A 12,642-nucleotide genomic window follows, 5' to 3' on the forward strand; every position below is an offset into this window, starting at 1 on the left:
CCCGCAGATCAGGCCGAGCCGGCCCGCAGCGCTTCCCACGCGTCGTGCGCAGCGTCGGCCAGCAGTTCGACGTCGGGCACCGCGAGCGGATCGACGCAGAAACCCACGCCGAGCCAGCGGTCGTTCGAGATCGCCGCGACGCGCAGCGCATGGCGCGGGCCCGGCTCCGACGAGGTGTAGACGTGCGCCACCCGTCGCCCGGCGACGGCGACCGCGACGCGGGGTCCGGGCACGTTCGAGATCGCGAGCGCGAACTCCCGCGGGTCGTCGGCGAGCCCGCGCGCGAGGACCCCCACCGGACCGGCCGCGGCGAGCGCATGGAAGAGCTCGTCGAGCGACCGGGCATCGTGCCCGCGCTTGCGTTCGCGGGTCTGCGCGCTGAGCAGGTCGAGGCGCCGCAGGTCGTCGGGCTCGTGCAGGTGCAGGTCGAGGTCGATGAAGGAGTCGCGGTTTCCGGATGCCGCGGCATCCTCCCCCCGCTCGTGCAGGCTCACCGGCACCTGGGCGTTGAGCCGCGGGGTGTGCCCGTGGTGCAGGAGGCGCCGGCGCAACGCGCCCCCGATGACGGCGAGGAGCACGTCGTTGACGGTCGCGTGATCGGCGCGGGAGGCGCCGACGGCCCGGGCCTCGGCGAGCGGCACGTCGACGAAGGCCAGCGCGCGGCGCGCGGTGATCGGCCGGTCGAACGGCGATCGGGAACCGGGGTGACCGAGCTCGCGGGCGAGGGTCTGCGGCATCCGCTCCCATTCGCTCCAGCGGGTCGGCCGCGCCTCGGGGTCGCGCACGCCGACGTCGTGGGCGGGCGCATCGTGCGGTTCGAAGACGATGCTCTCGAGGAAGCGCACGGCCGTCAGCCCGTCGGCGACCGCGTGGTGCAGGCGTACCGCGAGGGCTTCGCGGCCGTCGGCGAGCGGACCGATGAGGTCGATGCTCCACAGGGGGCGCGAGCGATCGAGCGGCTCCGACATGAGGTGTCCGACGACGGCGCGCAGCTCGGTCGGATCCGCCGCCGCGCGCTGCCGCACGTGGTGCGCGAGGTCGAGGTCGTCGGCATCCGCCCACGACGGAACGCCGCGGTCGTCGACGACCACCTGCCGCCCGCGGGGGAAGGCGGGAAGCCGTTCGGCGACGCTCGCGCGCAGGGCCTCTATGTCGAGGGCTCGGCCCGGGTCGAGCACGAGGAGCTTGAGCGCGTGTCCGCGCACGACGTCGGACTCCAGCGCCAGGATGCGGGCGTCTGCGGCCGACAGCGGCTCGTTCATGCCGCAACGGTAGCGGCCCGGGGCGTGTTCGGTAGCGTCGGATCATGGCCGATGACGCGATCCACGACACCGACTCCGCCCTCGCCTACGGCTCCGCCCTGCTGCACGGTGAGCGCGTGCGGCTGCGAGGCCTCACGGATGCCGACCTCGACCCGCTCGTCGATTGGTGGCGGCGCAGCGACAGCGCTGCGCTGCATCAGAACAGCGTGACGGTTCGTCCGGAGGCGGCGGTGCGCGAGATGTTCCAGATCTGGAGCCGCAACGACTCCCCCGGCGGAGCGGGCTTCAGCATCGACGACGAGACCGGGAACCTCATCGGACACGCGACCCTCTGGGGCGCCACCCTGCCCGCACGCGTCGCCACGTTCGCGATCGTGATCGGTCCCGACGCCGTCGGTCGGGGATATGGAACGGATGCCACGCGCACGATGCTGCGCTACGCGTTCGACGAGCTCGGGGTGCGCAAGGTCGAACTACGCGTGTGGGCGTTCAACGATCGCGCGATCCGTGCCTACGAGAAGGCCGGGTTCGTGCGCGAAGGCGTGCGTCGGCAGGTGGCCTTCCACGGCGGGCGGTTCCACGACGAGGTCCTGATGGGAGTGCTCGCGGAGGAGTTCCGCGGCCGCTGACGAGCGCCTCAGTCCTCGACGGCGCGAGGGGTGTCGCGCCGCTGGTGAAGCACGCGATGAACGCGGACCACGTCATCGTCGCTCGTGCACGCCACGAGCGCGGGGAGGTGTTGACTTCGCCGCGCAGCCCTGGCATTGTCTGTCTAGTCGTCTAGACAACTAGACGTCAACGAGGACGCGAAGGAGCGGACGATGACGTTGAAAGAGGCTCGTTACGAGCTCGTCGAGGTGCCCGAGCCGCTCGGGCCCGTCAGCCAGACAGTCGATCGTCGCTTCGTGCTCGACTACGCCTTCGCGCAGGACGACTTCGGCGACTGGTACTTCCGCGACTCGCCGTTCGGCGGCCCGGTCGGCCACCCCCTCGTGCTCGCGAACGAGCTGCTCTTCCTCTTCTACGACAAGTACGACGGAAACACCGCCCAGGGGTTGCACACCCACGAGCACCTGCGATTCGTCTCCCCCGTCCGCGTCGGCGAAACCGTGACAGTCGAGGGTGCGTACACCGAGAAGTACGAGCGCCGCGGGCAGGGCTACGTGACTCTCGAAGCCGTGGCTCGCGGGGAGGACGGCCGAGTGCTGGTCGAACACCGCGGTCGCGAGATCATGCGCACCGTCGCGGGCGACGTGGTGGGCCAGGGGCGATCCGCCGGAAGCGCCCGCCCGCGCACGGTCATCGGCACGACCGACGAGACGGTCGACCCCGTCACGGTGGCCGCGCACGGACTTCCCGAACGCGCCGCTCTGCCGCGGCGCACGACTCGCTTCACCCAAGACCAGATGTCGGTGTTCTCGTGGGCCGGCCGCGGCTTCGCCAACGTGCACACGAGCCCCGACAAGGCCGCCGCCGCCGAGCTGCCGCGAACCATCGTCCAGGCCCAGCAGCAGACCGGGCACATCGTGGCGAACCTCGTCGACGTCTTCGGGGCTTCGTGGCTCACCACGGGCGAGCTCGACCTGCGCTTCGTCTCGCCCGCCTTCGTGGGCGACGAGCTCCACACCACCGGGGCCGTCGTCGGCGAGAGCGACGGCCGCCTCGAGGTCGAGGTGTGGATCGACAAGGCCGACGGCACCCGCACCGCACTCGGGTGGGCATCGGCCGTCATCTCGGACGACCCCGTGCGTCCGACCGCACTGCTCTGAGAAGAACGTCGCGGCATCCACCCCGCGACGACACGAACGACACAGCATGACAAGGGAGTCAGCATGACCGAACAACGCACACCGGCCGGTCCCGTCGACCAGGCCGACCGCACGCGTCTCGCCCGGCGGGCAGCCGTCGCGAGCCTCGTCGGCACCGCCGTCGAGTGGTACGACTACTTCATCTTCGGGACGGCATCGGCGCTCGTCTTCGGCCGCCTGTTCTTCCCCAGCGACGGCGACCCCATCTTCGGCACATTGGCCGCCTTCGCTGTCTTCGGCGTCGGATTCTTCGCACGCCCGCTCGGCGGCATCGTGTTCGGCCACTTCGGCGACAAGTTCGGCCGCAAGGCCGCGCTGGTCACCACGCTGATCATGATGGGGACCGCGACCTTCCTGATCGGCCTGCTGCCTACGACGGACCAGATCGGCATCCTCGCTCCGATCCTGCTCGTGGCGTTGCGCCTCATCCAGGGCTTCGGCGTGGGCGGTGAGTGGGGTGGGGCGTCGCTCGTCGCCGTCGAGTACGCCCCCGAGGGCAAGCGTGGCGCCTACGGCAGCTTCCCGCAGATCGGCAATGCCGTGGGACTCGTCATGTCGACCACGATCTTCGCGCTGGTGTCCACGCTGCCCGACGAGCAACTGCTCACCTGGGGCTGGCGAGTTCCGTTCCTGCTGAGCGCAATACTCATCGGCGTCGGCCTGTTCATCCGGTTCAAGCTCACCGAGACCCCGACCTTCCAGGCGGCGCAAGATGCTCTCGAAGCGAAGTCCGCGGCCGACGCCCCCAAGGAGCGGATGCCGCTGGCTGAGCTGTTCCGCCGGTTCAAGAGGCCGTTGCTTCTGGCGATGGGAATGCGCCTCGGCGAAGCCGTCTTCGGCTACATCATCCTGACCATCGGCCTGACCTTCGCCACCAACTACACCGAGATCGGCCGCACCGACATCCTGTGGGCATCGACGATCGCTGCGGCCATCGCCATCTACACGTACTACTTCTTCGGAAAGCTGAGCGACCGGATCGGAAGACGTGCCGTCTTCATCCTCGGCTCCGTCGTGGGCGCGCTGGTGTCCTTCCCGTTCTTCTGGATCCTCGATGCCGACAACATCGTGCTCATGTACGTCGTCTATGCCGTCGCGTACGCCATCGGCGTCGGCGCGGTGTACGGCGTGGAGCCGGCATTCTTCAGCGAGCTGTTCGGCACGAAAGTGCGGTACACGGGCGTCTCGCTCGCCGCGCAGCTGCCGTCGGTGCTCATCGGCCTGTGGCCCTTGGCATCCACCGCCATCTTCGCCGCCACCGGCGGCGACCCGTGGCCGATCGCCGCCATCACCGTGGTCTGCCTGATCATCGGCGGCGTGTGCGCGTGGCTCGCCCCCGAGACCAACCGCACCGACATGACGAAGGTGGGAGAAGAGCGATGACGGCCGGCAATCGCGACCTGACCGATCCGACGCGCGCCCGTGACGTCGACGACCTCGAGGCAGGGCTCAAGGAACCCGAGTTCGAGAACCTCTCGATCCCCGAAAAGCTGGGGCCCGCCACTGTCGTCGTCGACGATCACAAGATCAAGCGGTTCGCGTTCACGCAAGACGACCACCACCCCTGGCACCTGAAGGCGAGCCCGTTCGACGGCCGACGCATCGGCCACGCGTCGCTGTTGGGCAACGACCTCGTCCAGCTGTTCACCACGGTCTATGCGGCCAGCCGCGTCGTGGGTCTGCACACCGAAGAGCAGCTGTGGTTCGACTCGCCCGCCTTCCTCGACGAAGAGGTGACTCTTGCCGGGACCTATACCGAGGCGTACGAGCGTCGCGGTCAGGGGTACGTGGTGATGGAAGCAACCGCCACGGGCGCCGACGGGCGCAACATCCTGCGTCATCGGGGCGTCGAGATCCTCCGCACGCGGCCCGGAGACGTGGCGGGGCGCGGCAGTGCTTCGCCCGCCGAAGCCGACGAGCGGGTCACCGGAGATGTCGCCGCAGACGCGCCGGCCTTCGACGCCGCACGCCCCGCGGTCGGTCAGGTGCTCGGCCCCCTCGACAAGAGCTTCACCACCGAGCAGGCCGCGGTGTTCTCACGCATCGGCGAGTACGTCCGCAACATCCACAACGACCTCGACCTCGCTCGCGCGGGCGGGCTGCGCGTTCCGATCGTGCAAGGACAGCAGCAGTTCGGCGCGATCGCCGAGCTTCTCAGCCGCAGCTTCGGAGCCGCGTTCTTCGCGGGCGGGTGGCTGCGCGTGAAGTTCTTGAAGACCGTCGACGTGCACGAGTCGATTCGCATCGCGGGTGTGGTGACGGACGTCGGCGAGGACCGCGTCGAGATGCAGGTGTGGGTGCGCAGGGCCGATGGAGCCCTGAGCGCCGCGGGATGGGCAAGTGCCCCGCTTCCCGATACGAACCGGAAATGAGAGAGAGACCATGACGAACAACATCACCGGCGGACAGCTGGTCGTGAAGATGCTCGAATCCCTCGGCGTGACGAAGGTGTTCGGCGTGGTGGGCGGTCAGACGCTCGCCATCACGGATGCCATCATCGACACCCCCTCGATCGAATTCGTGCACACGCGGCACGAGAACGCGGCGGCCGTCATGGCCGACGCGTACGGGCGCCTCACCGGCCGACCCGCCGTCGCCATCTCGACGACCGGCCCGGGCGCCACCAACCTGCTGACGGGTGTCGGTGGCGCGTTCCGCGACTCCAGCCCCGCGATCATCATCACCTGCAACAACAACGGCGAGAACATCCACAAGGACGACGCGCAGAACGCCGACCACGTCGAGATCTTCCGACCGTTCGTCAAATTCGGACGCCTCATCGCCCACGCCTCGAGCATCAAGCAGGTGATGGAAGAGGCCTACATCAACGCAATGACCGGCAACCCGGGCCCCGTGCACCTCGACTTCGCCCGCGACACGATCGAGCAGCCCGTCGCCGAGGTACCCGAGATCCCCACCGTCCACCCCGCGCGCTCGTGGGTGGGCACCCGGCCCGTGGCCGCGGGCGAGGAGATCGCGGCGGTCGCCGCCCGCGTCCTCACGGCCGAGAAGCCCGTCATCTGGGTGGGCAACGGTGCGAATCGCGGCCGGGCCGGCGAAGCGGTGCTCGAACTCGCCGACGCTCTCGGCATCCCCGTCGTCACCACCTTCAACGGCATGGGCGCGGTGCCCACCACGCACCCGCTCGTCTTCGGCGCACTCAGCCGCATGGGAACCAACCTGACGACCCGCGTGATGGACGACGCCGATCTCGTGCTCGCGCTCGGCAACAGCCTGAACGCGGTCTCCACGACCCGCTGGCGTCGTCGCCTCCCCGAGGTCGTTCAGGTCGACATCGACCCGACCATGATCGGGCGCTATTACGCCGAGGTGACGACGGGAGTGGTCGGCGATCTCGCCGCCTTCGCGCGCGATCTCGTCGACGCCACAGCTCAGGAGGCCGCCTCGGCCCGCGCCTCGCGTCAGTCATGGATCGCCGAGTTGCAGCAGGCGGAGCGCGACTGGTGGGAACTCTCGCGCGACCTCGAGCCGCAGAACGCCGGTACCGTCTCGCCCGCCGTCGTCGTGCGCGCCCTGCGCGAAGTCACTCCGCGCGACGCGGTGCTGATCCCGGATGCCGGCAACCCCGGCGTGTGGTCGTTCCTCTGGGAGATGGACGAGCCCTACCGCTACATCAAGCCCGTCGGCTTCGGGAACATGGGCTTCGCCCTCCCGGCCGCGATCGCCTCGGTGGTCGACGATCCGACCCGCCCCGTCCTCGCCCTCATCGGTGATGGATCGCTCGGGATGAGCCTGGGTGAGCTCGAGACACTCGCCCGTGCGGGCGGTCCGGTCGTGATCGTCGTGCTGAACGACTCCAGCTATGGCAACATCCGACAGGAGCAGGTGCTGCACTTCGACGGCCGCACGATCGGGGTCGACTTCCACGACGTCGACTTCGCCCAGGTGGCCCGCGGCATGGGGCTCGAGGCGGTGCGCGTCACGGACGTCGACGCCCTCGTCGACGCGGTGCGCGACGGGTACGCCTCCGGGCGACCGGTCGTCGTCGACGTCGTGCTCGACCGCGAAGCGAACGCCTGGACGTATCCCGCGTTCGTGCCGCACAACGCCTGATCCCGCCCGACGAACGAAGGAGTTCTCATGACGCAGCACACGGACGCAACGACCACCCCATCGGCATCCGGGCCCCTCTCCGGAGTCAAGGTGCTCGATCTCTCGCGGTTCATCGCGGGTCCGCTGTGCGCGCAGATCCTCGCCGACTTCGGGGCCGAGGTGGTCAAGGTCGAGCGTCCCTCCGGCGAGGACTCGCGCCATCACGGCCCCTACTGGCAGGGCGAGAGCATCTACATGTTCCTCTACCACCGCAACAAGCAGGCGGCGACGCTCGACACCCGTCATCCGAAGGCCCTGGGAATCCTCGAAGACCTGGTGCGATGGGCCGACGTGGTCGTCGAGAACTTCCGCCCCGGCACCATCGACAAGATGGGCATCGGGTACGAGCGGATGAAAGAGCTCAACCCCGACATCATCCTGGTGTCGATCTCGGGGTTCGGTCAGACCGGGCCGGACTCCGAGAGGGCGCTCTTCGACGCCATCTCGCAAGCGTCTTCGGGGCTGATGAGCATGACCGGCGAGCCCGACAGCAAACCCACGCTCTCGGGCACGTACATCGCCGACTACACCACCGGTTATCAGGGTGCGATCGGTGCGATGGCGGCGCTCATGCACCGCGACCGCACCGGCGAGGGTCAGCTCGTCGACATCGCCAGCTTCGACACGATGTTCTCGGCGCTCGGGACGCGGCTCATCGCCGAGCTCATGCTGGGTATGGAGATGCCCCGCTCGGGCTCGCGCGACCTGCTGACGGCGCCCGTGAACGTGTACGAGGCGGCCGACGGTCCGATCTACATCCAGGCCGGTACCGCGTCGCTGTTCCCCAAGCTCTGCCGAGCGATGGATCGCGACGACCTCGCCGCCGACGAACGCTACGCCACCGTCGAGGGCCGCATGGCCGACCAGGAGACCCTCGAGGCGATCATCCAGCAGTGGTCGGGAGGCCTCGAGCGTGACGACATCTCCGCTCGGCTGGATGCCGTGGGTGTGCCTTACGCCAAGGTCGCGAGCGTTCGAGAGGTCGCGGCGTCGCCGCAGATCGCCGCGCGCGACATGATCGTCGAGGCGGAGCACCCGGTGCACGGCACCATCCGAATGCCGGGGAACCCCATCCACATGGAGAAGACGCCTCCGGTCGTTCGCAAGGCGCCGCCCAGCGTCGGCGAGGACAACGATCACGTGTATCGCGACATCCTCGGCTTCGATGAGAATGAGGTGGCTCGACTCCGGGCGGAAGGGGCGATCTGATGCCGCAGCGGGCTCCGATGTACCGGGTGATCTACGACGACATCGTGGCGCAGATCCAGTCGGGAGCGCTGCAGCCAGCCGCGCAGATCGCAAGCGAGAACGATCTCGCCAAGCAGTACGGCGTCAGTCGCATGACCGTCAGGCAGGCGCTCGAACTGCTCGGGTCCGACGACCTGGTCATCCGCAAACAGGGCAGCGGCACGTTCGTGCGGGAGCACCCCCGCCGCGGGCGTCGTCTGAGCCGCCTGCGATCGTTCGCCGACGAATTGGCGTCGTCGGGCGACCATCTCGCAAGCGAGGTCGTGCGCGCGGAGCTCGCGTCGGCACCCGATGAGGTCGCCGACGCCCTTCGCCTCGACCCCGGCGACACCGTCAACCGCCTCACCCGGGTGCGGCGGGTCGACGGCGTCGCGGCGGCCCTGCAGGATGCGTGGGTGCCCTACGCCGTCGCACCGGGGCTGGTTCGCGAGCCACTCGCCGAAGGGTCGCTCTATCGGACCCTTTCGGAGCGCTACGGGGTCGAGTTGCAGTGGGCCGACCAGTCGATGACGGCCGCCATCCTGGAGCCCGATGAAGCCCGACTCCTCGACGTCGCCCCCGGCGGCGCCGTTCTGCACGGGCTGCGCACCACCTTCTCGCGGACGGGGAACCCGGTGGAATTCACCTACGGCTGGACCCTGCCCGAGTTCCCTCTGCTGCTGCGGATCGACGCCGAATGAGCCTCCGTGACGCCGTCGTCGCCGTCGACGTCGGCACCTCCGCCGTGCGCGCCGCTCTCGTCAGTGCCACGGGAGCGGTGCTGCGATCGGAGCGCGTCGCCCGAACCTCGCACGTCGGCGGGGAGACCTTCGACGCCGACGCGCTGCTGACCGACGTCGAAGCGGCGCTGTCGCGGCTCGACGCGGTCACAGATGCCCGCGTGCATGCGCTCGGGATCTCGGCGCACATCGGCACCGTCGCGGTGGACGAGGACTTCGCCGTCGTCGCCCCTGGCGGCGGCTGGGCCGACGGTCGCGGCACCGACGTGCCGATCGCCGACGACCTCCTCCGCGACATTCTCACCGTCGCCGGCCGACCTGTGCCCACGGGCGGAGCGCTGGCCCTCGGACTGCATCTGCAGCGCGCCGGCGCAGCCTCTCAGGTCGGCGCCCTTCTCAGCCCGAAGGACTTCCTCCTCGCGCGCCTGTGCGGCGTCACGGTCACCGACACGGTCGACGCGGCCTACACGCTCGCCTCCCAGGTGCGCACCTCGACCTGGAACACCGCGGCTCTCCGCCGCCTCGGGCTGCCGGAGCAGTGGTGGCCACGTCAGGCGTCGCCGTACGAGGTCGTGGCGACCCTGCTCCCGGCGGCCGCCGACCGGTGCGGTCTCCCCCACGACCTGCCCGTCGTCGCGGGTGGTCCCGACGGCTCCGTCGGTCTCGGTCTGCTGTTGGGCGCTTCCACCGATGTCATCGGAGATGTCGCCGGCACCACCGACGTGCTCGCCCGCTTGATCTCATCCGTCGACGATGCTCCCCTGGGAGCGGTCGTCAACCCGGCGATGGTGCCGGGGCTCTGGACAGCCGGCGGCCCGACAGGCCTCACGGGCGGCGCGGTCGCGGACTGGCGCACCCTCGTCGGGTCGGTCGAAGACGACGTCCTGGCCGCGGTCGAACCCGGCGTCGGCGGACTGGTCATCCTGCCGTGCATGACCGGAGAGCGCTTTCCCCGGTGGCGGCCGGGCTCTCGGGGAGCGATCATCGGCCGCACGTCCGAGCACGGCGCTGCCGCCCTGCTTCGCGCGACCCAGGAGGGCGCGGCTTTCACCGTGCGCGAAGGTCTCGACCTGCTCGACCCGTCGCGCGACCTGCCAGTGGTGTTCGCCGGTGGCTCCTCCCGCGCCGAGTCGGTTGTACAACTGCGCGCCGACGTGTTCGGACGGCGCCTGCTCGTCGCGAGCGACCCCGATGTCACCCTTCTCGGCGCTGCGGCGCTGGCGATGATCGGCGCAGGGGTCAGCGACAGCCTCGACGAGGCCCGAGCCACCTTGGGGGTCTCGTTCCGGGAAGTCGAACCCCGCCCCGGGGTGGGGCCGCGCTTCGACGCGGCCTACGCCCACTGGCGCGCGGTACGGGAGCGCCTAGCCGGGTGAGGGCGGGTCCCGCTCCCCCGCGGTCGACGGACAGGCTCACCGATGTCCGCGACCGACGACCCGCCGTCAGGCCCGCGACTCGCCCTGGTCCATCGAGGGGCTCACCACCCCCGCGCGGTCGTCGACCAGGCGGCGCCGACCGATCCAGCCCGTGAGGCCGCGGCCGTCGCGCCAGACGAATACCAGAGCGACGGTGACGAGGGCGAGGACGATGGCCGTGTACGACCACGGCACGGGGAGTGCCGCGAGCAGCGTGTACGCCCCCGCACCGGTGACGAAGCGCAGCAGCCTCGCGGCCGACGTCGGCAGGACCCCGTCGGTGAAACGCACCCGGGTGGCGATATCGCCGATCGAGCGTCCGGTGCCGAGCACCACGATCAGCCAGACGACGGCCGCCGCGAGCGTCCCGCCGATCGAGGCGAGGCCGTGCGCCGACTCCGACACCGCGTCGCCGCCCAGCAGCACGAGCGCCGCCTGCAGGACCGTCGCGACGGCGAAGCCGACGAGCCAGGTGCCCACGACGTCGCAGACGATGCCGAGCAGTCGCCGCCGGCGGGTCACGGGGCGGGGCTTCTCGGCATCCGGAGCCTTCTCGACCCCCCGGTGCTGCGCCGGCACGGCGAAAGCGAGGAGCGAGCCGAGCAGGGCTCCGCTGGTGTTGGCGATCAGGTCGTCGACGTCGAAGACCCGGTACGCGCACGGGAAGATCCCCCACACTCCGGTGAGCTGCGTCGTCTCGATGAGGCCCGATGCGAGCAGTCCCGCGAGACCCGCGACGACGATGCCGCGGCCGCCGAGCACCCGCAGGAAGAAGCCGAGGGGGGCGAACAGCATCACGTTCAACGCCACCTGCAGCACGACCGAATCGGTCAGGTAGCGGCCCGACACGGCGACGGCGGCGCGGATGTCGTCGACGAAAGCGAAGGGCTGCAGATTGACGCCCGCGCAGCTGTAGACCTGCGAGCTGGGCAGTGGGATCAGCGTGTAGGTCCAGATCGCCCAGAAGTACACCGCGGCGCCCGCCCAAAGGAGCGTGCGCCAGATCGTGAGTCCGCCGCGGCGCCGGTAGCTGATCGCGACGAACGGCACGAAGGCCAGCAGCGCCACCAAGGCTCCCGCGAACACAGCGAGCACACCCGAGACGGCGAAGTTGGTCATTTCGCGAGCCTATGTGCGATCGATGCGCGCCCTAGCCTGGTTGCATGACCCGCGCCGACGCCCTCCGCGACGAGATCGTCGCCCGCATCGACGAGACCGGATTCGGCGCTCACGGCCTGCACGTGCGCGTCGGCGACGACGAGGCGACGCATCGCTGGACGCCCGACGTGCGCGAAGAGATCCACTCCGTCGCCAAGGCCGTCGCGGTGCTAGCCGCGGGCCTCGCCGCCGACGAAGGGCTGGTGGATCTCGACGAGCCCGTCGCCCGTCTCGTTCCGGCGGTCTCGGACGTGACGCTGAGGCACCTGCTGACGATGTCGAGCGGCGTGGACTTCGCGTACTCCGAGACGATGATGACCGACTGGCCCGACCTCGCCGCCGAGTTCTTGTCGCGTCCGTCGCGCGGCCGCGTGTTCCAGTACTCCAATGCGAGCACCTACACCGCGATGCACGTGCTCTCGCAGCGCACCGGCGACGTCGAGGACTTCCTGCGCCCACGCCTGTTCGCCCCCCTCGGGCTCGATGACCTCTCGTGGCGCCGCTGCCCGAACGGGCGGGTGCTCGGCGGCGAGGGGCTCGCGCTGCGGACGGAGGAGATGGCGCGGATCGGTCTGCTCATCCGTGATCGGGGCGCCTGGAACGGTCGCCGCCTCGTCTCACCCGAGACGGTGGATGCCATGCACTCGGGCTGGATCGACACCGGCAGCACCGGCGACGGGTACCGCCGCTACGCCCTGGCCGGATGGGAAGGGCCGGGCGGCGCGTGGCGCCTGCACGGGGCATACGGGCAGCTCGTCGTGTTCGCCGACGACGCCGTCGTCACGATCTCCGCCGACGATCACGCGGGCGCTGACGCCGTGGCCGCATTCATCGCACGGATCACCGTCGGATGAAGACATTTCCGGATGCCGGGAATACGGCATCCGCTGCATTCGTTGGTCACGTTCCAGCGACCAGG

11 protein-coding genes are annotated in these 12,642 nt (G+C 69.9%); 9 read left to right on the forward strand and 2 right to left on the reverse strand.

Going from position 1 to position 12,642, the window contains the following annotated elements; all coding sequences use genetic code 11:
• Nucleotides 1-8 precede the first annotated feature (8 nt).
• Nucleotides 9-1,262 carry a wax ester/triacylglycerol synthase domain-containing protein gene (locus RWH43_RS04970; RefSeq protein ID WP_316000824.1) on the reverse strand — a complete coding sequence of 418 codons (1,254 nt, stop codon included), beginning with the start codon at nucleotides 1,260-1,262 and terminating at the stop codon, nucleotides 9-11.
• Nucleotides 1,263-1,306: 44 nt separating this feature from the next.
• Between RWH43_RS04970 and RWH43_RS04975 the strand changes: the two genes are divergently transcribed.
• From RWH43_RS04975 to RWH43_RS05010, 8 genes are all read left to right on the forward strand, one after another.
• Nucleotides 1,307-1,891, forward strand: coding sequence for a GNAT family N-acetyltransferase (locus tag RWH43_RS04975; protein ID WP_316000825.1), 585 nt, complete (start codon nucleotides 1,307-1,309; stop codon nucleotides 1,889-1,891).
• A gap of 192 nt (nucleotides 1,892-2,083) precedes the next feature.
• Nucleotides 2,084-3,031 carry a MaoC/PaaZ C-terminal domain-containing protein gene (locus RWH43_RS04980; protein ID WP_316000826.1) on the forward strand — a complete coding sequence of 316 codons (948 nt, stop codon included), beginning with the start codon at nucleotides 2,084-2,086 and terminating at the stop codon, nucleotides 3,029-3,031.
• Between the two features lie 63 nt (nucleotides 3,032-3,094).
• Nucleotides 3,095-4,453, forward strand: coding sequence for an MFS transporter (locus tag RWH43_RS04985; protein WP_144830571.1), 1,359 nt, complete (start codon nucleotides 3,095-3,097; stop codon nucleotides 4,451-4,453).
• On the forward strand, nucleotides 4,450-5,442 hold the full coding sequence (locus RWH43_RS04990; protein ID WP_316000827.1) for a hypothetical protein: 993 nt from the start codon (nucleotides 4,450-4,452) through the stop codon (nucleotides 5,440-5,442). Before RWH43_RS04985 ends, RWH43_RS04990 begins: the two co-directional genes overlap by 4 nt.
• A 10-nt stretch (nucleotides 5,443-5,452) precedes the next feature.
• Nucleotides 5,453-7,144: a thiamine pyrophosphate-binding protein gene (locus RWH43_RS04995; RefSeq protein WP_316000828.1), complete on the forward strand. Its 1,692-nt coding sequence runs from the start codon at nucleotides 5,453-5,455 to the stop codon at nucleotides 7,142-7,144.
• 27 nt (nucleotides 7,145-7,171) lie between these two features.
• Nucleotides 7,172-8,392, forward strand: coding sequence for a CaiB/BaiF CoA transferase family protein (locus tag RWH43_RS05000; RefSeq protein ID WP_316000829.1), 1,221 nt, complete (start codon nucleotides 7,172-7,174; stop codon nucleotides 8,390-8,392).
• Complete coding sequence (locus tag RWH43_RS05005) at nucleotides 8,392-9,111, forward strand: GntR family transcriptional regulator (RefSeq protein WP_222123900.1); 720 nt, start codon at nucleotides 8,392-8,394, stop codon at nucleotides 9,109-9,111. The genes RWH43_RS05000 and RWH43_RS05005 overlap by 1 nt, the downstream gene beginning before the upstream one ends.
• Nucleotides 9,108-10,526, forward strand: coding sequence for a xylulokinase (locus RWH43_RS05010; RefSeq protein ID WP_316000830.1), 1,419 nt, complete (start codon nucleotides 9,108-9,110; stop codon nucleotides 10,524-10,526). Before RWH43_RS05005 ends, RWH43_RS05010 begins: the two co-directional genes overlap by 4 nt.
• 66 nt (nucleotides 10,527-10,592) lie before the next feature.
• On the opposite strand, the gene RWH43_RS05015 is transcribed toward RWH43_RS05010, so the two are convergent.
• Nucleotides 10,593-11,684, reverse strand: coding sequence for a VanZ family protein (locus RWH43_RS05015; RefSeq protein ID WP_316000831.1), 1,092 nt, complete (start codon nucleotides 11,682-11,684; stop codon nucleotides 10,593-10,595).
• 44 nt (nucleotides 11,685-11,728) lie between these two features.
• Between RWH43_RS05015 and RWH43_RS05020 the strand changes: the two genes are divergently transcribed.
• On the forward strand, nucleotides 11,729-12,577 hold the full coding sequence (locus tag RWH43_RS05020) for a serine hydrolase domain-containing protein (protein WP_316000832.1): 849 nt from the start codon (nucleotides 11,729-11,731) through the stop codon (nucleotides 12,575-12,577).
• The last annotated feature ends 65 nt before the right edge of the window (nucleotides 12,578-12,642 follow it).

This window comes from Microbacterium algihabitans (genome assembly GCF_032464975.1).
Taxonomy (GTDB): domain Bacteria; phylum Actinomycetota; class Actinomycetes; order Actinomycetales; family Microbacteriaceae; genus Microbacterium; species Microbacterium algihabitans.

Excerpts from the sequence above, each read along its gene's own strand:
- RWH43_RS04990 (WP_316000827.1), top strand. The coding sequence starts at position 4,450 with ATGACGGCCGGCAATCGCGACCTGACCGATCCGACGCGCGCCCGTGAC.
- RWH43_RS05010 (WP_316000830.1), top strand. The coding sequence starts at position 9,108 with ATGAGCCTCCGTGACGCCGTCGTCGCCGTCGACGTCGGCACCTCCGCC.
- RWH43_RS04970 (WP_316000824.1), bottom strand. The coding sequence starts at position 1,262 with ATGAACGAGCCGCTGTCGGCCGCAGACGCCCGCATCCTGGCGCTGGAG.
- RWH43_RS04980 (WP_316000826.1), top strand. The coding sequence starts at position 2,084 with ATGACGTTGAAAGAGGCTCGTTACGAGCTCGTCGAGGTGCCCGAGCCG.
- RWH43_RS05020 (WP_316000832.1), top strand. The coding sequence starts at position 11,729 with ATGACCCGCGCCGACGCCCTCCGCGACGAGATCGTCGCCCGCATCGAC.
- RWH43_RS05005 (WP_222123900.1), top strand. The coding sequence starts at position 8,392 with ATGCCGCAGCGGGCTCCGATGTACCGGGTGATCTACGACGACATCGTG.
- RWH43_RS05000 (WP_316000829.1), top strand. The coding sequence starts at position 7,172 with ATGACGCAGCACACGGACGCAACGACCACCCCATCGGCATCCGGGCCC.
- RWH43_RS05015 (WP_316000831.1), bottom strand. The coding sequence starts at position 11,684 with ATGACCAACTTCGCCGTCTCGGGTGTGCTCGCTGTGTTCGCGGGAGCC.
- RWH43_RS04995 (WP_316000828.1), top strand. The coding sequence starts at position 5,453 with ATGACGAACAACATCACCGGCGGACAGCTGGTCGTGAAGATGCTCGAA.
- RWH43_RS04985 (WP_144830571.1), top strand. The coding sequence starts at position 3,095 with ATGACCGAACAACGCACACCGGCCGGTCCCGTCGACCAGGCCGACCGC.
- RWH43_RS04975 (WP_316000825.1), top strand. The coding sequence starts at position 1,307 with ATGGCCGATGACGCGATCCACGACACCGACTCCGCCCTCGCCTACGGC.